The organism is Mesorhizobium liriopis (assembly GCF_024053505.1).
In the GTDB taxonomy this organism is placed as follows: Bacteria; Pseudomonadota; Alphaproteobacteria; order Rhizobiales; family Rhizobiaceae; genus Mesorhizobium_B; species Mesorhizobium_B liriopis.
In genome coordinates, this window is the sequence record NZ_JAMXQS010000007.1 from 103,204 (window position 1) to 124,353 (window position 21,150).

The 21,150-nt window shown below is 65.9% G+C and carries 25 protein-coding genes; 7 read left to right on the forward strand and 18 right to left on the reverse strand.

The genetic code is table 11. The features are described 5' to 3' along the window. Window positions 1–52: 52 nt before the first annotated feature. The 16 genes from NGM99_RS14815 to NGM99_RS14890 all read right to left on the reverse strand — a co-directional run bounded on the left by NGM99_RS14815 (window position 53) and on the right by NGM99_RS14890 (window position 13,577). On the reverse strand, window positions 53–529 hold the full coding sequence (locus tag NGM99_RS14815) for a chemotaxis protein CheW (protein ID WP_252820252.1): 477 nt from the start codon (window positions 527–529) through the stop codon (window positions 53–55). Next, window positions 526–2,589: a chemotaxis protein CheA gene (locus NGM99_RS14820; RefSeq protein ID WP_252820254.1), complete on the reverse strand. Its 2,064-nt coding sequence runs from the start codon at window positions 2,587–2,589 to the stop codon at window positions 526–528. The genes NGM99_RS14815 and NGM99_RS14820 overlap by 4 nt, the downstream gene beginning before the upstream one ends. Continuing rightward, window positions 2,586–2,954, reverse strand: a complete 369-nt coding sequence (locus tag NGM99_RS14825) for a response regulator (RefSeq protein WP_252820256.1) — start codon at window positions 2,952–2,954, stop codon at window positions 2,586–2,588. Before NGM99_RS14825 ends, NGM99_RS14820 begins: the two co-directional genes overlap by 4 nt. Beyond that, window positions 2,954–3,319, reverse strand: a complete 366-nt coding sequence (locus tag NGM99_RS14830) for a hypothetical protein (protein ID WP_252820258.1) — start codon at window positions 3,317–3,319, stop codon at window positions 2,954–2,956. Before NGM99_RS14830 ends, NGM99_RS14825 begins: the two co-directional genes overlap by 1 nt. A gap of 219 nt (window positions 3,320–3,538) precedes the next feature. Beyond that, window positions 3,539–3,910: a DUF8776 family protein gene (locus NGM99_RS14835; protein WP_252820259.1), complete on the reverse strand. Its 372-nt coding sequence runs from the start codon at window positions 3,908–3,910 to the stop codon at window positions 3,539–3,541. After that, window positions 3,894–4,478, reverse strand: coding sequence for a chemotaxis protein CheD (locus NGM99_RS14840; protein ID WP_252820260.1), 585 nt, complete (start codon window positions 4,476–4,478; stop codon window positions 3,894–3,896). The genes NGM99_RS14835 and NGM99_RS14840 overlap by 17 nt, the downstream gene beginning before the upstream one ends. Before the next feature lie 2 nt (window positions 4,479–4,480). After that, on the reverse strand, window positions 4,481–4,867 hold the full coding sequence (locus NGM99_RS14845) for a response regulator (RefSeq protein WP_252820262.1): 387 nt from the start codon (window positions 4,865–4,867) through the stop codon (window positions 4,481–4,483). After that, window positions 4,867–5,910 carry a protein-glutamate methylesterase/protein-glutamine glutaminase gene (locus tag NGM99_RS14850; RefSeq protein ID WP_252820264.1) on the reverse strand — a complete coding sequence of 348 codons (1,044 nt, stop codon included), beginning with the start codon at window positions 5,908–5,910 and terminating at the stop codon, window positions 4,867–4,869. The genes NGM99_RS14845 and NGM99_RS14850 overlap by 1 nt, the downstream gene beginning before the upstream one ends. Continuing rightward, on the reverse strand, window positions 5,907–6,809 hold the full coding sequence (locus NGM99_RS14855; protein WP_252820266.1) for a CheR family methyltransferase: 903 nt from the start codon (window positions 6,807–6,809) through the stop codon (window positions 5,907–5,909). Before NGM99_RS14855 ends, NGM99_RS14850 begins: the two co-directional genes overlap by 4 nt. 1 nt (window position 6,810) lies before the next feature. Further along, complete coding sequence (locus NGM99_RS14860) at window positions 6,811–7,293, reverse strand: chemotaxis protein CheW (protein ID WP_252820271.1); 483 nt, start codon at window positions 7,291–7,293, stop codon at window positions 6,811–6,813. Between the two features lie 5 nt (window positions 7,294–7,298). Beyond that, window positions 7,299–9,521 carry a chemotaxis protein CheA gene (locus NGM99_RS14865; RefSeq protein WP_252820273.1) on the reverse strand — a complete coding sequence of 741 codons (2,223 nt, stop codon included), beginning with the start codon at window positions 9,519–9,521 and terminating at the stop codon, window positions 7,299–7,301. Window positions 9,522–9,539: 18 nt separating this feature from the next. Next, window positions 9,540–9,905 carry a response regulator gene (locus tag NGM99_RS14870; RefSeq protein WP_252820275.1) on the reverse strand — a complete coding sequence of 122 codons (366 nt, stop codon included), beginning with the start codon at window positions 9,903–9,905 and terminating at the stop codon, window positions 9,540–9,542. Continuing rightward, on the reverse strand, window positions 9,902–10,240 hold the full coding sequence (locus tag NGM99_RS14875; RefSeq protein WP_252820278.1) for an STAS domain-containing protein: 339 nt from the start codon (window positions 10,238–10,240) through the stop codon (window positions 9,902–9,904). Before NGM99_RS14875 ends, NGM99_RS14870 begins: the two co-directional genes overlap by 4 nt. Continuing rightward, window positions 10,240–12,171, reverse strand: coding sequence for a methyl-accepting chemotaxis protein (locus NGM99_RS14880; protein ID WP_252820280.1), 1,932 nt, complete (start codon window positions 12,169–12,171; stop codon window positions 10,240–10,242). Before NGM99_RS14880 ends, NGM99_RS14875 begins: the two co-directional genes overlap by 1 nt. 49 nt (window positions 12,172–12,220) lie before the next feature. Further along, complete coding sequence (locus tag NGM99_RS14885; RefSeq protein WP_252820282.1) at window positions 12,221–12,811, reverse strand: hypothetical protein; 591 nt, start codon at window positions 12,809–12,811, stop codon at window positions 12,221–12,223. A gap of 238 nt (window positions 12,812–13,049) precedes the next feature. Then, entirely contained in the window at window positions 13,050–13,577 is a 528-nt protein-coding gene (locus tag NGM99_RS14890; RefSeq protein ID WP_252820283.1) for a GNAT family N-acetyltransferase, read from the reverse strand. Window positions 13,578–13,746: 169 nt separating this feature from the next. Here NGM99_RS14890 and flhA point away from each other — a divergent pair, with 169 nt between their 5' ends. The 7 genes from flhA (at window position 13,747) to NGM99_RS14925 (ending at window position 18,953) form a co-directional block, all read left to right on the forward strand. Further along, window positions 13,747–15,846: a flagellar biosynthesis protein FlhA gene (gene flhA, locus NGM99_RS14895; protein ID WP_252820286.1), complete on the forward strand. Its 2,100-nt coding sequence runs from the start codon at window positions 13,747–13,749 to the stop codon at window positions 15,844–15,846. A gap of 33 nt (window positions 15,847–15,879) precedes the next feature. Continuing rightward, window positions 15,880–16,632 carry a flagellar biosynthetic protein FliR gene (gene fliR / locus NGM99_RS14900; RefSeq protein ID WP_252820288.1) on the forward strand — a complete coding sequence of 251 codons (753 nt, stop codon included), beginning with the start codon at window positions 15,880–15,882 and terminating at the stop codon, window positions 16,630–16,632. Between the two features lie 3 nt (window positions 16,633–16,635). Continuing rightward, complete coding sequence (locus tag NGM99_RS14905; protein ID WP_252820290.1) at window positions 16,636–17,031, forward strand: hypothetical protein; 396 nt, start codon at window positions 16,636–16,638, stop codon at window positions 17,029–17,031. A 48-nt stretch (window positions 17,032–17,079) separates the two neighbouring features. After that, window positions 17,080–17,628, forward strand: coding sequence for a rod-binding protein (locus tag NGM99_RS21800; RefSeq protein WP_252820292.1), 549 nt, complete (start codon window positions 17,080–17,082; stop codon window positions 17,626–17,628). A gap of 22 nt (window positions 17,629–17,650) precedes the next feature. Beyond that, window positions 17,651–18,043 carry a hypothetical protein gene (locus tag NGM99_RS14915; protein ID WP_252820293.1) on the forward strand — a complete coding sequence of 131 codons (393 nt, stop codon included), beginning with the start codon at window positions 17,651–17,653 and terminating at the stop codon, window positions 18,041–18,043. Between the two features lie 7 nt (window positions 18,044–18,050). Continuing rightward, window positions 18,051–18,593 (forward strand): hypothetical protein, encoded by a 543-nt coding sequence (locus NGM99_RS14920; protein ID WP_252820295.1) that lies wholly within the window; start codon window positions 18,051–18,053, stop codon window positions 18,591–18,593. 78 nt (window positions 18,594–18,671) lie between these two features. After that, a complete protein-coding gene (locus tag NGM99_RS14925; RefSeq protein WP_252820297.1) occupies window positions 18,672–18,953 on the forward strand; it encodes an SCP2 sterol-binding domain-containing protein in 282 nt (93 codons plus the stop codon). A 258-nt stretch (window positions 18,954–19,211) separates the two neighbouring features. Here NGM99_RS14925 and NGM99_RS14930 read toward each other — a convergent pair whose 3' ends face one another. Both NGM99_RS14930 and NGM99_RS14935 read right to left on the reverse strand, forming a co-directional pair. Beyond that, window positions 19,212–19,775 carry a GNAT family N-acetyltransferase gene (locus NGM99_RS14930; RefSeq protein WP_252820299.1) on the reverse strand — a complete coding sequence of 188 codons (564 nt, stop codon included), beginning with the start codon at window positions 19,773–19,775 and terminating at the stop codon, window positions 19,212–19,214. A gap of 105 nt (window positions 19,776–19,880) precedes the next feature. Next, window positions 19,881–21,017, reverse strand: coding sequence for a type III PLP-dependent enzyme (locus NGM99_RS14935; RefSeq protein ID WP_252820301.1), 1,137 nt, complete (start codon window positions 21,015–21,017; stop codon window positions 19,881–19,883). Window positions 21,018–21,150 lie beyond the last annotated feature (133 nt).

Below are 21,150 nucleotides of genomic sequence, written 5' to 3' on the forward strand. Positions count from 1 at the left end.
CATGGCGCCGGCATGCCAGCTCTGGCCGCGTCGCAGACGCGGACAGGCAATTTCAGTGCGCGGCAGCGATGCTGCGTGCGAAGATCTCGTTCACATCGGGAACGATGATGAACTGGTTGTCGCGCTTGGCGATGGCCCGCACGAAGCCTTGCGGCCAGCGCATGCCGATGCGCGGCGCGGGCTCCATGCTCGCGGCGTCGAGGTCGGTCACGTCATGCACCTTGTCGGCAAGCACGCCGGCCACGGTCTTTTCGCCGTCGATCTCGATCTCCATGACGACGATGCGGGTGTCCTCGTCCGCAACGGGACGCGGCATGTTGAAGGACACGCGCAGGTCGGCGAGCGGCACCACCGTGCCGCGCACATTGATGAGACCGCCGACGAAATCGGGCGCGTTGGGCACGCTCGTGACCGTGCCGATCTCGAGGATTTCGCGCACGCAGTTCGCTTCCACCGCGAAGATCTCATCGCCGAGACGCATGGTGAGCGCACGCATCGCGCCCGGCATGGTTTGGACCCTAAGGCTCATGCGGCCCTCCCGAAAGTCTGCTCGGCATGCGTGCCATCGCCATGCTGGCCGAAGGTGGCGAGCTGCATGGGGTCGAGGATCAGGGCCACCGTGCCGTCGCCCAGGATCGTCGCGCCCGAGAAATGGCGCACGCCGGCATGGAGCTTGGACAGCTGCTTGATGACCGTCTGGTTGTTGCCGAGGATCTGGTCGACCACGAGCCCCACACGCATGTCGCCCGATGAGATGATGACCACCTTCTGGTACTGGCCGGGCGGGGTGGACAGGTTGAACACCTCGCGCAGGCGGATGAAGGGCACGAGGCTGCCGCGAATGTTGAGGAAGGCGCGGCCACGGCCCTCGCCATCGGCATCCAGAGGCAGCTCGACGCATTCTTCGACGGCGGCCAGCGGGATCGTATAGCGCCCGTCGCCGATCCGCACGAGCAGGCCGTCGATGATGGCGAGCGTGAGCGGCAGGCGCAGCGTGGCGGTGGTGCCTAGGCCCATCTGCGAGGAGAGGTCGATCGAGCCGCGCAACCCGTCGATGGTGCGCTTGACCACGTCCATGCCCACACCGCGGCCGGAAAGGGCGGTGATTTCCTTCGCGGTGGAGAAGCCCGGCTGGAAGATCAGCTGGAAGAGTTCCTGCTCGGAGAGCTTGGCCTCAGACGTGATCAGCCCGGCTTCCTCGGCCTTCTGGCGGATGCGTGCGGGGTCGAGCCCGGCACCGTCGTCTGACACCGAGATCGCCACTTCGGCGCCGGCATAGGTGGCGGAGAGGCGCACGGTGCCGCCCGAAGGCTTGCCGGCGGCGAGGCGCTTGTCCGCACTTTCGAGGCCGTGATCGACCGAGTTGCGGATGAGGTGGACGAGCGGGTCGGCCAGGTGCTCGATCACGGTCTTGTCGAGCTCGGTGTCCTCGCCCGCGGTGACGAATTCGATCTCCTTGCCGAGATCATGGCTCAGATCGTGGACGAGGCGACGGAAGCGGCCGAACAGCGTGCCGATCGGCACCATGCGGATGCCCATGGTGGTGTCGCGCAAGGACGAGGACAGGCGTTCGATGTCCTCGGCGACCGATTTGAGGTTCGGATCGTTGGCTTGGGCTGCCAGCTGGTTGAGGCGGGCCTGGGCGATCACGAGTTCGCCGACGCGGTCCATCAGAGCGTCGAGACGCTCGGCGGGCACGCGGAGGGAGGAATTGCTCTTGTCGGACGAAGCCGCCTTCTGGGGGGCGGGGGATTCGGTCTTGGGCTTGGTCTTTGGCTTCGCGGCCTGCGCGGGGGCAGGGGCGGGCGCGACAGCCGGTGCGGCTGCGAGCGATGGCGCGGCTTCGGCGATGGGGGGCGCTGCGGGGGCCGGCGCTTCGGAAGCGGGTTCGCCGAGCGCTTCGACAGTCAGCTCCATGTCGTCGCTGAGGAACATGAAGACATCGTCGATCTGGGCGCGCGAGACGTCGCCGCGAAGAACGACTTCCCAGCCGAGCGCCGACCTTGTGGGGTCGAGCGTGTCGAGGCTCGCGACGCCGGCGATCCTCGCGCGGACGTCGCAGGGGCCGAGTTCCGCGAGCTCGTCGATCAAAAGCAGCGGGTTCGAGCCCATCGCCAGCGCATCGGCGGGGAGGCTGAAGCTGATCTTCCAGCCGGACGGCCAGGCTTCGGCAACAGGTGCTTCGATCACGAGTGCTGGCGCGGCTTCGGCCTTCGCTTCGCCTTCCACGGCCTGACGCAGGGCCGCCAAAAGGGTCTCGCCTTCGCTTCCGGCCGAATCCGGATCCTCGATCAGGATCATGATGTGATCGCGGGCCTGCAACGCGACGCGGATCAGCGCGGGGGTCGCGGTCTTCTCGCCCTTGCGGACGCGGTCGAAGGCGGTTTCGAATTCGTGGACGAAGGACGCGGCTGCCGTGAAGCCGAACATCGCGCCCGAGCCCTTCAGCGTGTGCAGCGCGCGGAAGGCGCTGTCCACCACGGCCTTGTCGTCCGGCGTCTCGTCGAGCTGGAGGAGGTTGGCTTCCAGCGTTTCGAGAAGCTCAGTGGCTTCCTGCCGGAAGATCGCGACCGGATCGGGCTGGCTCATGCGCCGGCGACCTTCTTCACGACGGCGACCAGCTGTTCCTGCTTGAAGGGCTTGACGATCCAGCCGGTGGCGCCCGCGGCCTTGGCCTCGCTCTTCATGCCGTCGTCGGATTCGGTGGTGAGGAACACGATCGGCACGCCCTGGCCCGAAGGATGGGCGCGGAAGGCGCGGATGAATTCGAGCCCGTTCATGTTGGGCATGTTCAGATCGGTCAGGATCGCATCGACGCGGTTGCCCGTCGCCTTGGCGAGACCATCCGCGCCGTCTTCGGCCTGCAGGACGTCATAGCCGGCGGCGGTCAGCGTCATGGAGACCATCTGCCGGACGGAAGCCGAGTCGTCGATCGTCAGGATTGTCTTGGTCATCAATGCAGTTCCGGTGAAGAAAGCAGGTCCGGTGAAGAGAAATCCAGGCCGATCCAGTTGCGGCCTTCCCAGAGAAGGCGGGCGTCGAGCGGGTTCGCGATGCCCGAGCGCGCAAGGGCCGCGTCGAGTGCGCCGCCTTCAGGCACCGTGATGGCGAGCTGCCTGTTTTGAGCCGCCGCCATGCGATGGGCGCCGACGAGAATCTGGAGATGGCTCGCGTCCACGCTTTCCACCTCGTCGGTCTCGACGAGCGTGTGGGCGTGAAGTGTCAGGGCTTCGGAAAGGTGGCGGGCGGCGTCCGCGCTGTCGCGCAGAGACAAGCTTCCCTTCCACCGCACGATATGCGGATGGCCGGCAAGTGGCATCGGTGTTTCCTGTGTGTTGAGAAAGCGAGCCCGGCATTCCCGCCAGAAAACCCGATCGGGACTCGCTTTGGTTGTGGAGGACGTTACGGGCGGTAAGTTGCTGGACTCTTAAACTTTTTCACGATTGCGAGAGAATAAACGTTTTGGACTCGAATTTGTGGGCGGGCGCCTTACCGGCAGACTCCGCCCCTTGGTTGGAAACAGGTCTCTCAGGGGTTGTCAGAAGAGGTCGAGTTCGCCCGCGGGCTCGGGCGTTTCTTCCGTGAAATCCTTGCCCAGCAAGCGTCCGGCGAGATCCGACAGGGTGATGCGGCTCGCTGCCTCGTCGGCATCGACCTCCCAGCCGATAGGGATCGTCTGGCTGATTTCGTCGAGAAAAAGGGCGAGGGCCGCTGTCTTCTGGCGGACGAGGTCCACGGCCTGAAGGTTGTGCAGGTGGTTGTGGTCGGTTGTGCCGTTCGCCAGCGCACCGAGCGCCGTTTCGACACTGGCGAGATCGCGGTCGAGACCGCCCATTTCGCCCGCCAGCCGGCCGACGAGATCGCTCCATGCCATGGGCTCGGGCTCCCAAACTTCAGAAGAGTTCGACATCGCCCCTCCCTTCATTCCCCCTGGGTGCGGGCGCGACTGGCATCGGCACCGGTGCTTCCGCCGCCTTGATGCTTTGCGCGCGGGTGACCCCTGAGACCGGCCAGAACTCGACGCGCCGCCCCTGGTTCCCGCCCAGGCTTCCGCGCACCACGCGGATGCCTTCATAGCCCAGGAAACTCTCCGCGAAGGCCGCGTTCTGGCGCCCGATCTCGGACAGGCCGGCGAACATGTTCGCCCCGCCGAAAAGCCGCGCTTCGAGATGCTGGCGCCGCGCGCCGCGCTGGAACAGGCCGTTCAGGAGAAGCTCCATCATGTGGACGCCCTCGCGCTGCGCTTCCTTCTCGGCCGCGCGCTCCATCGCGCCGGGCAAGAGGAAGTGGTTCATGCCGCCCACCCCCGCCTGAGGATCGCGGATGCAGGCGGCGACGCAGGAGCCGAGAACCGTGGTCAAGAGGATCTCGGGGTCGTCGGTGACGAAGAACTCGCCCTGAAGCACGTGATGCCGCTTGCCCACCCGGCTCTGCACGGCGGCAAGGCTCGAAGACTGGTGGCGCAAAGCGGTGCTCATGCTCACATGCGGCCGAAGATGCGCTCGATATGTGCCTTGACGATCGGCGCGGTGAAGGGCTTGGCGAGATAGCCCGCGACACCATAGGGCTTGGCCTTGTCGATGAGCGCCTGATCGCCCTTGCCGGTCATCAGGATGAAGCCGCATTTGCTGGTAGGCTGATAGGCGCGCAGCGCGCGGAGCAGGCCCAGACCATCGAGCTTGGGCATGTTGAAATCCGAGATCACGAGGGGCAGCGGCTGCACCATCAGCGCCTTCAAGGCCTGTTCGCCGTCGGCGGCCATGGCGATCTGGTTGATGCCGAGCTCTTCGAGCGCGCCGCGGATCAGCATGCGGCTCGTGGTCATGTCGTCCACGATCATGACGCGGAGATGCGAGAGATAGGACATCAGTTCTTCCCTGAGTTTTCTTGGTTCGTTGTTTCCAGGATGGCCGCGGCCATGCGCCCGAGCGGCAGCTGGCGCTCGACGGCACCTGCTTCGAAAGCCGCCTTGGGCATGCCGTAGATGAGGCTCGTCGCCTCGTCCTGGCCAAATGTTGTGGCGCCCGCCTGACGCAACGCCAGCATGGCATCCGCGCCGTCGCGGCCCATGCCGGTCAGCATCACGGCGACGATGCGCTTGGGCTCGGCCGTGACGCCCGAGCGGAACAGGCGCTCGACGGACGGGCAGTAGCCGTTGACCGGCGCGCCCTCGCGCACCACGCAGGTCCAGGGGCGGGTGTCGGACACTTCGAGATGCTGATTGCCGCCCGGCGCCAGATAGACATGGCCGGGCACCAGCGGAGCGCCGTGGGTGGCGATGGCGATCTTGGGCGCGAAGCGGTTGTCGAGCCGCTGGGCGAGGTTCGAGAGAAACGATTCCGGCATGTGCTGGGCGACTACCACAGGCGGGCAGTTGGCCGGCAAACCGCCGAGCACGGCCGACAAGGCCTCGACGCCGCCGGTGGACGAGCCGATCATCACGAGCCGACGGCCCGGCTGATAGGTGCTCGGCATGGCAGCCGGCGCTTGCGGAACAGGGGACTGGTGACGCCAGAGCTTGGCGCGGGCGGCGGCCTTCACCTTGGCGGGCAGCTGGTCGAGCCCGCCGGCGCGGCCCGGCACCGGTTTCGCCACGCAATCGACCGCGCCCGCTTCCAGCGCCCGGATGCTTTCATCCGCGCCGCGATGGGTCAGGCTCGACACCATGATCACGGGTGTGGGGCGCAGGCGCATGATGCGGTCGAGAAAGTCGAGGCCGCTCATGCGCGGCATCTCGACATCGAGCGTCACCACATCGGGCGACAGCGCCTTGATGGCCTCGCGCGCCTCGTAAGGGTCGCCCGCTTCGCCGACCACCTCGATCTCCTTGTCTTTCAGGAGAATCGAGGAGATCAGGCCGCGCATGGTGGGGCTGTCGTCCACGATCAGAACGCGAACAGGTGTTGTCATGGGCGCCGACCCTCCAGGCGACGGTAAGTGGTGAATTCGTCCTGCACAAATACTCTCGCGGGCTCCTCGCCCATGCGTTCGGAATGGCCCACGTAAAGTGTGGCGCCGGCAGGCAGGAGCGAGGCGAAGCGGCACCAGATGCGGTCGCGCGTTTCGGGCTCGAAATAGATGGTGACGTTGCGGCAGAAGAGGGCCTGGAACGTGCCCTTCATGGGCCAGTCGCCCATCAGGTTCAGCTCGCGGAAGGCGATCAGCTCGCGTAAGGGGCCGGTCGCTTCCCAGGCGGGGAGGCCGTCCGGGGTGCGAGCCTTGCGGAACCAACGCGATTTCTGGTCGGTGGAAACCGGCTCCATTACCGTTTCGGGGTAGAGGCCGCCGCGGCCCTTGTCGAGGACGTTGGGGTTGATGTCGGTCGCCAGAATCCTGACATCGTACTGGCCGGCATCGGGCATGACGCTCAGAAGCGTCAAGGCGATGGAATAGGGCTCCTCGCCGCTCGAACAGCCGGCCGACCAGATGCGCAGGCGCCCGCCCCGCCGGGCTTCTTCCACCAGCGGCGGCAGGACCTTGGTCGCGAGATGCTTGAAGTGGTGCGGCTCGCGAAAGAAGCTCGTCATGTTGGTGGTGAGCGCGGCGATCATCTTCTGGCGCTCGTCCAGTCCGGTCTGGCTGGCCACCAGACGGCAGTAATTGTTGAAGCTTTCGAGCCCCAGCGCACGCAAGCGCTTGGCGAGGCGCGAATAAACCATGGCCGACTTGTAGTCCGGCATGGTGATGCCGGTGGAAGCATGCACCATCTCGGCGATCTGGCGGAAGTTCTCGGGCGTGAAGGCGAACTCGCCCCGCGCGGGCGCCCGCCCGCCGCCGTCTCCTCCGCTCGGTCGGCCCAGGGCATTCATGTCAGGCGGCTTCCGCGCGGATTTCGCCGAGCACGTTTTCGAGGCGCAGGATGTTGATCATCCGCCCGTCGAGCGCGACCAGCCCGCCCACGAAGGACCGCGAGGCTTCGGACGCCACCGCAGGCGTGGGCTGGATCATGCTGTCGGCCAGCGTGATGATGTCGGACACCGCATCGACCAGCATGCCCACCACCTGCGCGCCGATCTGCACCACCACGATCACGTGGCGCGAAGTCGGATCGACGGAGGGCAAGTCGAGGCGCTGGGCGAGGTCGAGGATCGGCAGAACCGTGCCGCGCAGGTTGATGACGCCGCGGATATAGCCGGGCGAGCGGGGAAGCATGGTGGCCGGCGTCCAGCCCCGGATCTCGCGCACCGTCATGATGTCGATGCAGAATTCCTGCGGGCCGACGCGGAAGATGATGGCTTCGCGGGCGTCGCCGGTCTCGCGGCCCGGATCGCGATTGGCAAGCTCAGTGGACATGGAACTCATCCTGCGATGGCAAAAGAGAAGTCGGAGGCGGATGCCGAGGCTTCGGAAACGAGCGCATCCACGTCGAGGATCAGCGCCACGCGGCCGTCGCCCAGAATGGTCGCCGCCGCGATGCCGGGCACCGAGCCGTAATTGGTCTCGAGGCTCTTGATCACGACCTGGCGCTGGCCCTGGATCTCATCGACCAGAAGCACGGTGCGCGTGTTGCCCTGCGTTTCGACGACGAGGCCCACACTTTTCGTGAGATCTGCCGGAGCATGGCGGTAGCCGAAATGGCGGCCGACATCGATCATGGGCGTGAAGGCGCCACGCAGTGTCACGAGCTTCGACGAGCCCAGCGCGTGGATCTCCTCGGGCTTGAGCTTGAGCGTCTCGACGGTGGAGGTGAGGGGCAGAACCAGCGTCTGGTCGGCCACCGTCACCAGCATGCCGTCGAGCACGGCGAGCGTGAGCGGCAAAGCGAGGGTGAAGGTCGAGCCGCGACCGGGCCGCGAGGCGATCGAGATGCGGCCGCCCAGCGCCTGCACCGAGCGCTTCACCACGTCGAGCCCGACACCGCGGCCCGAGATGTTGGAAATGGTGGAGGCGGTCGAGAAGCCGGGCAGGAAGATGAGGTTGTCGGTTTCCTCGTCGCTCAGCTGGGCATCCGCCGGAATGAGGCCCTTGGACACCGCGATGTCGCGCACGCGCGGCCGGTTGAGGCCGCCGCCATCGTCGGACACCTCGATGACGATATGACCCGAAGCGTGGCGCGCCGAGAGATGCACCGTGCCGGTCAGCGGCTTGCCCGCTTCGAGGCGCTTTTCGGGGCTTTCGAGGCCGTGGTCGATGGCGTTGCGGATCATGTGGGTGAGCGGGTCGGTGAGGCGCTCGACAATGGTCTTGTCGACCTCCGTGCCTTCACCCTCGACCACGAGCTGCACCTGCTTGTTGACCGCTTCGCCCACTTCGCGCACGAGGCGCGACATGCGCTGGAAGACCGAGCGCACGGGCTGGGCGCGAAGCGCCATTACATTGTCCTGGATTTCGCGGGTGAGCTGTTCGAGCTCATCGAGCCCGACCGAGACTGCGGCCGTGTTGGACAGGCCCGCTTCCACCACGCGCTGGGCGACCATGGCGCGGTTGATCACGAGTTCGCCGACGAGGTTCACGAGCCGGTCGAGGCGGTCGAGATCGACGCGGATCGTGGCACCCGCCGCGGGGGCGGGTGCCGAGCTCGCCTTGGATTCCTCGGTCTTGGCCGGGCTTGCGGCCAAGACGGGGGCGGCCACCGGCTCGACAGCCGGCGCGGGCGACGGCGCGGGCGTTTCCACCGGGCGCATGTCAGCGAGATCGACCACATTGCTGAAGTCGGCGCTGAAGTCGGGCGCGAAGGGCATGTCGAAGGGGGAGGGGGTGGCTTCGGGCGCGGGGCCATCGCCCAATTCGGCCTGCATGCGGGCGAGAAGGGCGGCCACGTCGAAGCCGTCGCCTTCTTCGACGACCGCAGGCTCTTCCACGACCATTGGCTCACCGGCGATCACTTCGAGAATGCAATCGCCTTCCACGAATTCGAAGACCTCGCGGATCGTGTCTTCGCTTTCCGTGGTTTCGAGCGCGACCGTCCAGGACAGGTAGGCGCCTTCCGGGTCGAGTTCGGAAAGATCGGGAACATGGCTCGCGTCACAGGACACGGTGGCCGTGCCCAAACGGTGCAGCTCTCGAACGAGGAGGGCCGGATCGCCGGCATTGGCGTAAAGGGCGGCGAGCGGGGTGAAGCGGATGTCGTAAAGGCGCGAAACGGGGCCGGCGGGCAGCTCAGGCGCGTCGAAGGCGGACGGGGCGGCATCCGCCACGCCGCCGGACAAGGCGGCGAGCTCGGCCATCAGCACGGCCTCGCGACCCGCTTCCATCTCTTCGCCGGCGCGCGCGGTGCGGACCAGATCGGACAGGAGGTCGGCCGAGCGGAGCATGGTCTTCAGGCCATTCGCTTCGAGGCCGATCTTTCTGGAGCGCAGGTCGTCGAGAACGGTCTCGAAGGCGTGGGCGAAGCTCACCAGGCGGTCGAGCTCGAACATGCCCGCGCCGCCCTTGATCGAGTGCACCGCGCGAAAGATCGCGTTGACCGTTTCGCTGTCCCTGTCGCCTTCCTGAATGAGGATCAGGCCGCGTTCCAGCTCGCCGAGCAGTTCCTCGGCTTCCTGGAAGAAGGTGTCGCGGATTTCGTCCATGCCTTCCATGATCGCGCGCCTCTACGCTCAGCCGGCCACGCGACGGATGGCGTCGCAGAGCTTGGTCGTATTGAAGGGCTTGACGATCCAGCCGGTGGCGCCGGCCTCTCGCGCGCGGGCCTTCTTGGCGGCGTCGCTTTCGGTGGTGAGCACCAGAATCGGGATCACGCGGCAGCGCTGGTCGCGGCGCACGTTCTCGATGAAGCCGAAGCCATCCATGCGCGGCATGTTGATGTCGGTGATGATGACGTCGGGCGAGTTCTGGGCGAGCACTTCGAGCCCGTGCACGCCGTCTTCGGCCTGCACGACGTTGAAGCCCGCGCCGGTGAGCGCCACGCGGAGCATGTCGCGCATGGTGCGCGAATCGTCCACCGTCAGGATGGTCTTGGTCACAGCACGTCCCCTGTCTTGTTATGGCCGAGCAGGTCGGCCTCATCGATGCCGAGCAGCGCCATGCTGTCGTGGAAGGGCTCGAAAGCGCCCTGAATGCTCAAGGAATGGCCGTCCGCATCCCATGAGCGGCGGGCGGAAATCATCAGCTGAAAGGCCTGCGCGCTGACGCGAACCGTGCGGGAAGCGTCGAGCACCAGATCCTGGCCGCGCGCTTCCGTGATTTCAGCGGCGAGCGGCTTCAGGCTGTTGAGGTCGAGGACTTCGCTCAGTTCGATTGTGCGGGCGGCGGCAGGGGCCGCTTTGCGGCGCGAGGCGGGCGTTTTGCGCGGAGCCATCAGAATTCCTCCCAGCCGTCGATATCGGCATCGGCCGAAGGCTTGCTCTGGAGAGCCAGCGCGCCGCTGATTTCGGGCTCGGGCTGGACCGCGCGGATCACGGGCGCGGGCGCAACTGTACGGCGGGGCAGTTCGATGATCTTTTCCTCGACCGGGGCCGAGTAAGCGGCGCGGCCACCTTCCTCGACCTTGAACTGCTTGACGAGGCGCACGAGGCGGTCGGTTTCGCCGGCGAGCGAGGCGGAGGATGCGGTGACCTCCTCGACCATGGCGGCGTTCTTCTGCGTCACCTGATCCATCAGGTTCATCGCCGAATTGATCGACTGCAGGCCTGCCGCCTGTTCCTCGGCGCTCGCCGCGATATCGGTGACGACCTTGTTGATCTCGCCGATATGGCCGACGATGCGCTCGAGCACCTTGCCGGTCTCGGCAACCATGTTCACGCCGTTCTCGACATGGGCGGTAGAGGCCGAGATCAGCGTCTTGATCTCCTTGGCGGCTTCCGCCGAGCGCTGGGCGAGCGTGCGCACTTCGGACGCCACCACCGCGAAGCCGCGACCGGCTTCACCCGCACGCGCCGCCTCGACGCCGGCATTGAGAGCCAAGAGGTTTGTCTGGAAGGCGATCTCGTCGATCACGCCGATGATCTGGCTGATCTGCGAGGAGGACTGCTCGATCTGGCCCATGGCGGCGATGGTCTGGCGCGCGACGTCGCCGCTCATCTCGGCATCCGTCTTGGCGGAGGCGACCACGTTGCGGGCGCGGCCCGTGCTCTGGGCGGTCTGGGTCACGGAGGTGGTGATCTGGTCGAGGGCCGCCACCGTTTCCTCGAGGTTTGCCGCCTGCTGCTCGGTGCGGCGGGCGAGGTCGTTCGCCGCTTCGCGGATTTCCTCGGAATTGGCGCGGATGCCTTCGCCGGACACGATGATGCCGCCCATGGTCTGACGCAGGCGCGCGGTCGCCTCGTTGTAGTCCTGGCCGAGCTTGCGGTACTCGGCCGGGAAATTCGCGCCGACTTCCTGCATCAGGTTGCCATGGGCGATCTCGGAGAGACCGGCGCCGAGTTCGGACACGACATGGTCGAGCTGCTCGGCGGCTGCCGCGCGCTCGCGCTCGGCCAGAGCGCGTTCTTCTTCCATGGCTGCCTGACGGGCTGCCGCCTCGCGCTCGCCGGCGAGCTTGGCGATGGAAGTCTGGCGGAACTCCTCGACGGCGCGGGCGATCACGCCGGTTTCGTCCTGGCGCTCCTGATAGCTGACGGGCGAGTCGAGATCGCCGGCGGAAAGCGCGCCGATGCGGGTGGTGATGCCCTTCAAGGGACGGATGACCCAGGCGCGGAGTGCCAGGATCATGGCGCCCGCGACGGCGAGCACGCCGAGCGCCTGCATGCCGAGAAGGGCGAGGCCGGCGGCCGTCGCGTCGCGCTCGAGCGCCGCCGTGCTCCAGGCAAAGGCGACATGGCCGAGCGGCTTCTTGTCGATGCCTTCGCCGGAGGGGGCCACCACGAGATAGGAATTGTCGAGGCTGCGGGTGGAGACGCCCGCCGGGTCGCTCGCCACCGCTTCGCGCACGGCCTGGTCGAGGCCGCCCGCATCGGTGCCGCGCAAGGTGTAATCCGACAGAACATCGCCGTTGCGCGACAGCACCAGCGCGCGGTTGAGCGGCTGCTCGGGCGTTTCGGCCAAGGCATCCGTGCGCCGGTCGATCACGTCGGGCTTGTTCCATTTGACGGCGCCCGCGACATTCTTCGCGAAATCGGCGGTGACGCGCTCCCAGCCCTGCTCGGCGACATGCGACAGCGAGGAGCGCATGAATTTCTCGGCGAAGAAACCGGTGGCAGCCAGGCCCAGCACGCTCACCGCGATGATGCTGACACCGAAGCGCGTCGTCAGCGAGGTTTGGGACATCATCCGCCCCATCGTTGTCTTCATGGCACTCACGCTTTCGTCTTGATTGGGAGAACCGGGCTGGAAGAGCGCTTCACAGCCGGTCCATGTCGATGCCGACCGTCATGGCGCCGATGGGCTGGCCGCTTTCGGGGTCGGTGATGGTGATGGAGACCTGGGTCTGGAGGATCCCGGTGGACTCGTCCTCCTCGATGTCGTCCACGAAGATCGCGCCGCTGCCCGCACTGAACGATTTCTGGAACTTGGCCTCGTCGCCCTGCCAGAAGTCGGAGGTGGCATCGGTCTGGGCAGTGTTGAGGCCCCTGGCATCCATCAGGATGATCTCGGTGACGAGACCGTGGGTCTCGTCGCGCCTGGTGCGCAGGAACTTCGAGGCTTCATGCGAAAGAAGCGCCTGGATCTCGGGCTTGTTCGGGCGCTCGACTTCCGCGCGCCATTCCTTGTCGAGCCCGTCGATCCGGGCCTGATCGAAGCCGGCGGTCTCGGCATTCTGCCTGAGGATGGCGTCGACGATCACCGGATCGTTCGCCCAGGGCAGGACGTGTTCCTTCACGAAATTGGTTGCGGCCGAAACGTAATTGCCTTCTTCACCGGCCAGCGTGGGCCAGGCGGAACAGGAAAGGGCAAGGGCTGCCGCCCCTACGAGGCGGAAAAGGCCGCGCATGGAAGAGGTTTCCGAGAAGTCCGGTCCATACGAGCCTTGGGCATGGGAATGCCCGGCCGCTGGCGCATCATGCGCCGGCTGTCGCCCTGTCCGCTCGGGAAAGCTTCAATCCGGATGTGAACCGGGTCTGGACGGGCAACGGGAATTTGGGTTCCAGCTCGCGAAGGGAACCCTAGACGCGCCGAGGTTAAGCAAGTTTGATTCAAATGTGGCGGAACCGATGCGCTTATCCGTATGGTTAGCCAACGGATAACGGCGCGCCGCTCGATGCGCCTTGGCTTCGGGCCTCAAGCTCGCGGGCGTAGTAACTGACCCTCTTCTTGCCGCCGTGGATCGCCGCTTCGCCGACGCGGGCAAAACCCATTCGAGCATGAAACGCATCCGAAGCGAGGTTCGGCGGGTCGAGGTTGACCTCGCACGTCACCACCGTGTGGCTGGCTTTTCGCGCGGCATCGAACAGGTCCTCGTAAAGCGCACGCCCCGCGCCTTGCCCCCGCGCCGTTTCCGCGACCACCACGCGGTCCACGTAGACGAAGCGCGGATAGCGCTCGCGGAACCAGTGGAAGTTCGGGCTCGTATAGTCGGCCGTCTGGTCGAGCGCGATCATCAGGGCATCGGCCTGGTTCAGCCGCGTCACACGGAAGCCGGTCGCGATCAGCTGCCGGAACTCGTCCAGCGTGAGCCACGACAAGTCGGCTGCGTGGGCGTTATTGAGCGCAAGCAAGGGCTCGAGGCCTTCGGAGGTGGGTGAAACCGCTTCGATCATGGTCTATCCTGCTGTTTCGGCTGTCCGGGCGGGCAAACCGGATTCCACTTTGCCCTGGCAGCCTCTGGGCCCATGCCCCGCCTCCCACCTTCGCGCAAGCTCTCGGGCCTAGTCTGGCCGGCAGGATTCGGGCCCGCGTTCGCGTGGCCGGGCAGGGGTTTTTGGCTGAATGGCTCTGAGCGAGGTAGCGGGGAAAGCTGCAAGCGCGCCGGCGAAGAGCGGCGGCGGACGCGACATCTTCTTCGCGCTCGGCATCGTCGTCATCCTCGCCGTCCTGTTCCTGCCGATTCCCGCCTTCATGATCGATCTCGGCCTTGCGATCTCGATCGCGCTGTCGGTGTTGATCCTGATGGTCTCGCTCTGGATCGCGCGACCGCTCGATTTCACCTCGTTTCCGACCGTCTTGCTGATCGCGACCATGCTGCGCCTGTCGCTCAACATCGCGACCACGCGCGCCATTCTTTCGCACGGCGCGGAAGGCACGCATGCGGCGGGCTATGTGATCGCGGGCTTCGCCAACCTCGTGATGTCGGGCGATTTCGTGATCGGCCTGATCGTGTTCATGATCCTCGTGGTGGTGAACTTCATCGTCATCACCAAAGGCGCGACGCGTATCGCGGAAGTGGGCGCGCGCTTCACGCTCGACGCCATTCCCGGCAAGCAGATGTCGATCGACGCCGACCTCAATGCCGGCATCATCGACGACAAGACCGCGCAGCTGCGCCGCCGCGAGCTCGAAGAAGAATCCTCCTTCTTCGGCGCCATGGACGGTGCCTCGAAATTCGTGCGCGGCGATGCGATCGCCGGTCTCATCATCACCGCCATCAACATCGTGGGCGGGATCACCATCGGCGTGTTCCGCCATGGCCTGACGGTGGGCGAGGCGACGGACGTCTTCATCAAGTTGTCGGTGGGCGACGGTCTCGTCACGCAGATCCCCGCGCTGATCGTCTCGCTCGCGGCGGGCCTGCTCGTGTCCAAGGGCGGCACGCGGGGCTCGGCGGAAAAGGCGGTGTTCGGCCAGCTCGGCGCCTATCCCCGCGCGCTTACGGTCGCGGCGCTGCTGCTGCTTCTCCTGTCGCTGATGCCCGGCCTGCCGATGATGCCGTTCCTGATCCTGGCTGGCGCCATGGGCGGCTTCGCCTATGCGATCCCGCGCAACCTCGCGCGTGCCAGGGCGGAAGAGGAGCAGGCCGTTCAGACGGAAGCGCAGAATAAGGAAGAGGCCGAAAAGGACTCGGTCAAGAATTCGCTCAAGACCGCCGAGATCGAGCTTCTGATCGGCAAGCAGCTTTCGGCCAAGCTTCTCAACGCGCATCAGGAACTCGCCTTCCGCATGGGCAAGATGCGCAAGAAGTTCGCAACGCAATACGGCTTCGTGGTGCCGGAGGTGAAGCTCACTGACGAGTTCGGCATTCCGCCCAAGAGCTACCAGATCAAGATCCACGGCACGGTGGTGGCCGAGCATGGCTTGCGGCTGGGCGAGGTGACCGCCCTTCTGGGAAACCGCGAGCCGCCCGAAATCCCCGGCGAGGAAGTGCGCGAGCCGGCTTTCGGCATGCGCGCATGGTCGGTGCCCGAAACCTTCACCGAAGACCTCAAGCGCGAGGGCTTCCCCTTCGCCGACAACATGTCGATCCTGCTCACTCACCTCTCCGAAGTGGTGCGCAACAACCTGCCGCAGCTCTTGTCCTACAAGGACATGAAGGCGCTGATCGACCGGCTCGACCCCGAATACAAGAAGCTCGCCGACGACATCTGCGCCAACCACATCTCCTATCCGGGCCTGCAGGCGGTGTTGAAGCTGTTGCTCGCCGAGCGCGTCTCGATCCGCAACCTGCACCTGATCCTCGAAGCCATCGCCGAGATCGCGCCGCATATGCGCCGCACCGAAGGCATCGTCGAGCATGTGCGCATCCGCATGAGCCAGCAGATCTGCGGCGACCTGACCGAGGCCGGCGTGCTCAAGGTGTTGCGCCTGGGGAACCGCTGGGACCTTGCCTTCCACCAGAGCCTCAAGCGCGACGCCAAGGGCGAGATCCGCGAGTTCGACATCGACCCGCGCCAGCTCGAAGAATTCGGCGCGGATGCCTCCAAGGCCATCCGCCAGCATCTGGAAGGGGGCGAGCGCTTCGCCATCGTCACCGCGCCCGATGCGCGGCCTTATGTGCGCATGATCGTCGAGCGCCTGTTCCCCACGCTGCCGGTCTTGTCCCATGTCGAGATCGCCAAGGGCGTCGAGATCCGCGTGCTCGGCACGATCTCCTGACGCCATGTGCGGCCCTGACGAGAACCACGGAGCATGAACGGCGAGGCCGAACGGCTGGTGATCGCCGTTTTTCTGGCCTTCTGCCGGATCGGCGCCTGCTTTCTGGTGATGCCGGGCACCTCCAGCGTGCGCGTGCCGACGCAGGTGCGCCTCTTCGTGGCGCTCGCCGCGACCTTTGCCATCTTCGCGCACCTGTCCGATTCGCTTCTGCCGGTCGCGACGCGCAACATGACGGTGCTCGTTCCGGCGATCGCGGGCGAGCTGATGGTGGGCGGGCTGATCGGGCTGCTCGCGCGCCTGTATGTGATGGCGCTGCAATTCATGGGCACGGCCATCGCCAATCTCGTCGGCTACGGTGCAGCGGGCGGGGCGGCGGTGGAAGAGCCCGAATCGCAGTCGCCGCTGGCGAGCCTGATCTCGTTTTCGGCCCTTCTGCTGCTCTTCGTGTTCGACTTCCACCACGAGGTGGTGCGCGCGCTGGTGGAGAGCTATCGCATGGTGCCGGTGGGGGCCGCCTTCGACGCGCGCGCGGCGCTCACGGATGTCACGGACACGCTCAGCGAGGCGTTTCAGGTCACATTGCGGTTAGGCAGCCCTTTTGTCGCATATGCGATCCTCGTGAATCTTGCCATCGGCTTCATCAACAAGCTGGTTCCGCAGATACCTGTTTATTTCATCTCACAGCCCTTCACGATCGCAGGTGGTTTGGTGCTTCTTTACCTTGGAGCAGGAACATTGCTGTCACTCTTCGCCGACGGCTTCGTGCCGGTCAGTTTGGGAAAATAGTTGATGCCGCTTGGCCGACGAAAAAAACTGGAAAAGCTGCTCAGTCTCCATGGCAAGCTTTCCGCCTCGCACGAGGCGCGCCGCACCGCCTGCCTGGCCGCCGCCGCCGCCGCCCGCTGCGACGCTGAAACGCTGAAGTCGCGCTTCGATGCGCCGGGCTCGATGTTCGCGCTGTTTCCCGAACTCTACCATGAACGCATCGCCCGCGCGCAGGCCCGCGAAACCGAAGAGCGACAGCGTGCCGACGAGGAGGGCCGGGCGCTCGCGCGTCTCGCCATGCGTGAAAAGGCGCTCAAGCGCCATCTCGACCAGGAACGCGCCTGGGAAGCCCGCATGGGCGAGGAACGCGCGCTTCTCGAATGGGTGGAAACCCGCACCAGTCAGGCTCCCGCAAGCTGACAAGGGCACACTGGCACCGGTCGAGAAACTCCCGGAGCCAAGAAGTCAGTGGCCATTTCCCCGGTCAGCGACATCGTCAAGGATGTGGTGGACGCCGCCGAACCCCAGGCGGTCGCGGCAGCGCGTGCGCGACTGGCGCAAAGCGCAGTGCCGGCATCCGCTGAAAGCTTCGAGACGGTCGCAGCCAATCTGGATGTGAAGCCCGCAGCCGACGCTGTCGCGCGGCCCGCGCAGGAGCTCGACCCGACCCAGAAATTCGAAGCCATGGTGCTCGGCACCTTCATGGAAACGCTTTTGCCCGATGACACCGAAAGCGCCTATGGCGGCGGCATGGCGGGCGGCATGTGGAAGAGCCTGTTGGCCCAGAAGCTCGGCACCGAACTCGCCCAGCGCGGCGGCATCGGCATCGCCGATCGTTTGCTGAAAGATCACTACACCGCCGACGGCAAGACGGTGCCGGTGGGCGAGCGCAGCGCGACCTCGGATCAGGCGAAGGCCGGCGAGGCCATGCTTTCCGCTTCGCTCGTTTCCGAACTGCAGCGCAAGGCGATGAGCACGCTGCAAGCGCCCGCGCCTCAGCCTGCTTCCGGTCGCTGATTTTTTCGAAGGAACGATCTTCATGGAATACTCGCCCTTCGCCAGCACGCCCGCACGCAGCTTCGCATCGCCCGCGGTTTCGGTCGGCAACCTCGCCATCATCATCGAGCGCACGGCCGAGGCGCTGGACGAGGAAACGGTCGGCATCCGCACCGATGTGCGCTTTGATCTGAAAGCCTCCAACGCGCGCAAGAGCCGCTGCCTCTACGAATTGAGCAAGGCGACCAAGGGCATGGCCGAGGCCGACATCCTCGCCCAGCACGGTCCCGCATTGAAGGCCTTGCGCGACAAGCTCAACCGCAACGAGGCGACGATCCGTGCGCATTTGAGCGCAGTGGGCGAGGTGGCCGCGCTGCTGCAGGATGTGATCGAGCGTTCGCAGTCCGACGGCACCTATTCCGCCGGTGGCTTCTAGAATTCCCATGATCAAGTTCGCGCTCGCCGGTTTGTGGCTCTGCATCGCGGCACTGGGCGCGGCATTCTATGCGGCGCAGGAAAAGCCCGCGGTGGCCGAGACCGGCGAGCCGGCAAAGCCGGTGGTGAAGCTCGACACGTTGAAGACCGAGATCATCTCGGTGCCGCTCGTGCGCAATTCGGCGGTGCAGGGCTATATGCTCGCGCGCCTCGCCTTCACGATCGAGGCCGGCAAGGCGGCCAAGCTCCAGGTGCCGCCGGATCTGCTTTTGACCGACGAGGTCTATACCTGGGCCTATGGCCATCCGCCCTTCGATCTGAAGGCGCCCAAGCCCGTCGATGTCGAGGCCTTCCGGGCCGGCGTGCGCGAAAGCGTCAACAAGCGCGTCGGCGAGGAGCTTCTGCACGATGTGCTGATCGAGCAGATCGACTTCCTGTCCAAGGACGAAATCCGCGACAACGCCATCCGCCGCCGCACCTCCAAACCCAAGACGGATGATGCCGAGAGCGGGGGCGGGCACAAGGTGGCCTCGCCCGACGCGCATTTCTGAGCGCCGATCGGTTTTCCTGCGGCTGCGGCGCGCCTATATCGGTGCGACCCGAACTGTCATCTTCGCAAGGAATGCACCATGGACATCGAGACCATCGCCCAGAAGATCAACGAGCGCATGGCCGGCTCCGGCTTCAGCCGCACGGTGAAGGTGGATTTCAAAGGGGAAGGCACGGTTCTGATCGACGGCGCCTCGGCGCGCGTCGGTGACGGCGATGCGGATTGCACGATCTCGGTGTCGAAGGACGACTTCGCGGATATCGTGTCAGGCGACCTGAACCCGACCACGGCGTTCATGACGGGCAAGATGAAGATCGACGGCGATATGAGCGCCGCCATGGCGCTGGGTCAGGCGCTGTAGGGGGATCGAGGGGGCGGCTGAGAGGCTGCCCTTTTTGTTTGCCGGTTTCTGGGGGCATGGTGTGGGTGGAGAGGTTACCCCCACCCTATATCCCTCCCCACAAGGGGGAGGGAGACGTCACCGCCGCGCTAACTCTTGAAGCTTGATACCTAGCTTTGAGAAAGAAGCGCAGCGCTTGTGTCCTTCCCTCCCCCTTGTGGGAAGGGATAAAGGGTGGGGGTGGCCTAGCCGCCTCTCGACCATAGCAAAACCCGGCACTCAAGCCGCCAGCCGCAGAGCCTCGAGCTTCACCTTGCGTCCTGCCGCCAGCAGCGTGCCCTTGGCGCCGTCGAGCACGCCCTCTTCGAACTCGACGGCCAGGAACCGCTCGCGCTCATAGGGCCCCGGCATGGCCAAGCCACCGGTCTTCTGGGCCGAAAACCCGAAGCGGGCATAATAAGGCGCGTCGCCCACGAGCAGCACGGCCTTGTGGCCGCGTGCCTTGGCTTCCGCCAGCGCATGGTGCATGAGTGCCGAGCCCAGGCCCGCGCCCTTCAGCGCCGGATCGACCGCGAGCGGCCCGAGCAGAAGGGCGGCCGGGCCCCCTTCGCCGCAGCGCACATGCCAGAGGCGGACGGTGCCGATCACGCCGCCCTCTTCATCGCGCGCGACGAAGGACAGGCCCTTAGCCGGCAGGCGGCCACGGCGCAGCTTTTCGGAGCTCTTGCGCTTGCGGCCCAGACCCATCGCGCAGTTGAGGAGAAACTCGCGCGCGAAGACGTCCGAGGTGCGCTCGGCTTCGATCGTGAAGGCGGGTTGGGCGGGGAAAGGCGATGCGGACATGATGAAAGGGCAATCCTTCACGCGCGGAGGTGGTTCCACAGGCGAACCGAACCGGGCGCGAGATCGTCACGTCCGGCTCGGGGATCTGCCGGGCGGAAAAGCCCGTCAGATCGCGTAGGATCGGAGCGGCGGGAAGCCGTTGAAGGCGACCGCCGAATAGGTCGTGGTATAGGCGCCCGTGCCTTCGATCAGCACCTCGTCGCCCACCGAAAGCGTGATCGGCAGCGGGTAGGGGGCCTTCTCGTAGAGCACGTCGGCCGAGTCGCAGGTGGGGCCTGCGAGCACGCAAGGCTCGGTCGCGTCGCCGTCGCGCGGGGTCACGATCGGGTAGCGGATCGCCTCGTCCATGGTTTCGGCGAGGCCGCCGAACTTGCCGATGTCGAGATAGACCCAGCGCACCGGATCGTCCGACGACTTGCGCGACACGAGCACCACTTCCGAACGGATCACGCCCGCATTGCCGACCATGCCACGGCCCGGCTCGATGATGGTTTCCGGGATCTGGTTGCCGAAATGCTTGCGCAGCGCCGAGAAGATCGCGCGGCCGTAAGCCTCGGCCTGCGGCACGTCGCGCAGGTAACGGGTGGGGAAGCCGCCGCCCATGTTGACCATGCGCAGCACGATGCCTTCGGCCGCGAGCGTCTGGAACACGTTCGCCGCATCACTCAGCGCGCGGTCCCAGGCCGAGAGATCGCACTGCTGCGAGCCGACATGGAAGGACACGCCGTAAGCGTCGAGGCCGAGCGCTCTGGACGCGCGCAAGACATCGACGGCAAGCGCGGGCGTGCAGCCGAACTTGCGCGACAGCGGCCATTCCGCACCTTCGCCATCGGTCAGAACGCGGCAGAACACGCGCGCGCCGGGAGCCGCGCGGGCGACCTTCTCGGCCTCTTCCACGCAGTCGATGGCGAACAGCGAAATGCCGAGCGCGTGAGCGCGCGCGATGTCGCGCTCCTTCTTGATGGTGTTGCCGAAGGACACGCGATCGGGCGTGGCACCGGCGGCCAGCGCCATCTCGATCTCGGCGACCGAGGCCGTGTCGAAGGACGAGCCGAGCGAGGCGAGCAGCGACAGGACTTCCGGTGCCGGGTTCGCCTTCACCGCATAGAAGATGCGCGAGTCGGGCAGGGCATGCGCGAAGGCTTCGTAGTTGTCGCGCACGACGTCGAGATCGACCACGAGGCAGGGGCCGTCGTTCGGGGTCTGTGCGAGGAAATCGAGAATGCGGCGGGTGGCGGCCATCGAAACTCTCCAAAGCGCTGCCCGGAAGGCAGCAGGCAGGGTTCGGATGCGAGGCGCTTTTCAAAGCGCGCATCCGTTCAAGGACAAAGTGCGAAGGAGAAGGAGCGAGCGTCCCGGCAGGTGGAAACACCGG

Coding starts and splice junctions, on each gene's coding strand:
- NGM99_RS14815 (WP_252820252.1), bottom strand. CDS start 529: ATGAGCCTTAGGGTCCAAACCATGCCGGGCGCGATGCGTGCGCTCACC.
- NGM99_RS14820 (WP_252820254.1), bottom strand. CDS start 2,589: ATGAGCCAGCCCGATCCGGTCGCGATCTTCCGGCAGGAAGCCACTGAG.
- NGM99_RS14825 (WP_252820256.1), bottom strand. CDS start 2,954: ATGACCAAGACAATCCTGACGATCGACGACTCGGCTTCCGTCCGGCAG.
- NGM99_RS14830 (WP_252820258.1), bottom strand. CDS start 3,319: ATGCCACTTGCCGGCCATCCGCATATCGTGCGGTGGAAGGGAAGCTTG.
- NGM99_RS14835 (WP_252820259.1), bottom strand. CDS start 3,910: ATGTCGAACTCTTCTGAAGTTTGGGAGCCCGAGCCCATGGCATGGAGC.
- NGM99_RS14840 (WP_252820260.1), bottom strand. CDS start 4,478: ATGAGCACCGCTTTGCGCCACCAGTCTTCGAGCCTTGCCGCCGTGCAG.
- NGM99_RS14845 (WP_252820262.1), bottom strand. CDS start 4,867: ATGTCCTATCTCTCGCATCTCCGCGTCATGATCGTGGACGACATGACC.
- NGM99_RS14850 (WP_252820264.1), bottom strand. CDS start 5,910: ATGACAACACCTGTTCGCGTTCTGATCGTGGACGACAGCCCCACCATG.
- NGM99_RS14855 (WP_252820266.1), bottom strand. CDS start 6,809: ATGAATGCCCTGGGCCGACCGAGCGGAGGAGACGGCGGCGGGCGGGCG.
- NGM99_RS14860 (WP_252820271.1), bottom strand. CDS start 7,293: ATGTCCACTGAGCTTGCCAATCGCGATCCGGGCCGCGAGACCGGCGAC.
- NGM99_RS14865 (WP_252820273.1), bottom strand. CDS start 9,521: ATGGAAGGCATGGACGAAATCCGCGACACCTTCTTCCAGGAAGCCGAG.
- NGM99_RS14875 (WP_252820278.1), bottom strand. CDS start 10,240: ATGGCTCCGCGCAAAACGCCCGCCTCGCGCCGCAAAGCGGCCCCTGCC.
- NGM99_RS14880 (WP_252820280.1), bottom strand. CDS start 12,171: ATGAAGACAACGATGGGGCGGATGATGTCCCAAACCTCGCTGACGACG.
- NGM99_RS14885 (WP_252820282.1), bottom strand. CDS start 12,811: ATGCGCGGCCTTTTCCGCCTCGTAGGGGCGGCAGCCCTTGCCCTTTCC.
- NGM99_RS14890 (WP_252820283.1), bottom strand. CDS start 13,577: ATGATCGAAGCGGTTTCACCCACCTCCGAAGGCCTCGAGCCCTTGCTT.
- flhA (WP_252820286.1), top strand. CDS start 13,747: ATGGCTCTGAGCGAGGTAGCGGGGAAAGCTGCAAGCGCGCCGGCGAAG.
- fliR (WP_252820288.1), top strand. CDS start 15,880: ATGAACGGCGAGGCCGAACGGCTGGTGATCGCCGTTTTTCTGGCCTTC.
- NGM99_RS14905 (WP_252820290.1), top strand. CDS start 16,636: ATGCCGCTTGGCCGACGAAAAAAACTGGAAAAGCTGCTCAGTCTCCAT.
- NGM99_RS14915 (WP_252820293.1), top strand. CDS start 17,651: ATGGAATACTCGCCCTTCGCCAGCACGCCCGCACGCAGCTTCGCATCG.
- NGM99_RS14920 (WP_252820295.1), top strand. CDS start 18,051: ATGATCAAGTTCGCGCTCGCCGGTTTGTGGCTCTGCATCGCGGCACTG.
- NGM99_RS14925 (WP_252820297.1), top strand. CDS start 18,672: ATGGACATCGAGACCATCGCCCAGAAGATCAACGAGCGCATGGCCGGC.
- NGM99_RS14930 (WP_252820299.1), bottom strand. CDS start 19,775: ATGTCCGCATCGCCTTTCCCCGCCCAACCCGCCTTCACGATCGAAGCC.
- NGM99_RS14935 (WP_252820301.1), bottom strand. CDS start 21,017: ATGGCCGCCACCCGCCGCATTCTCGATTTCCTCGCACAGACCCCGAAC.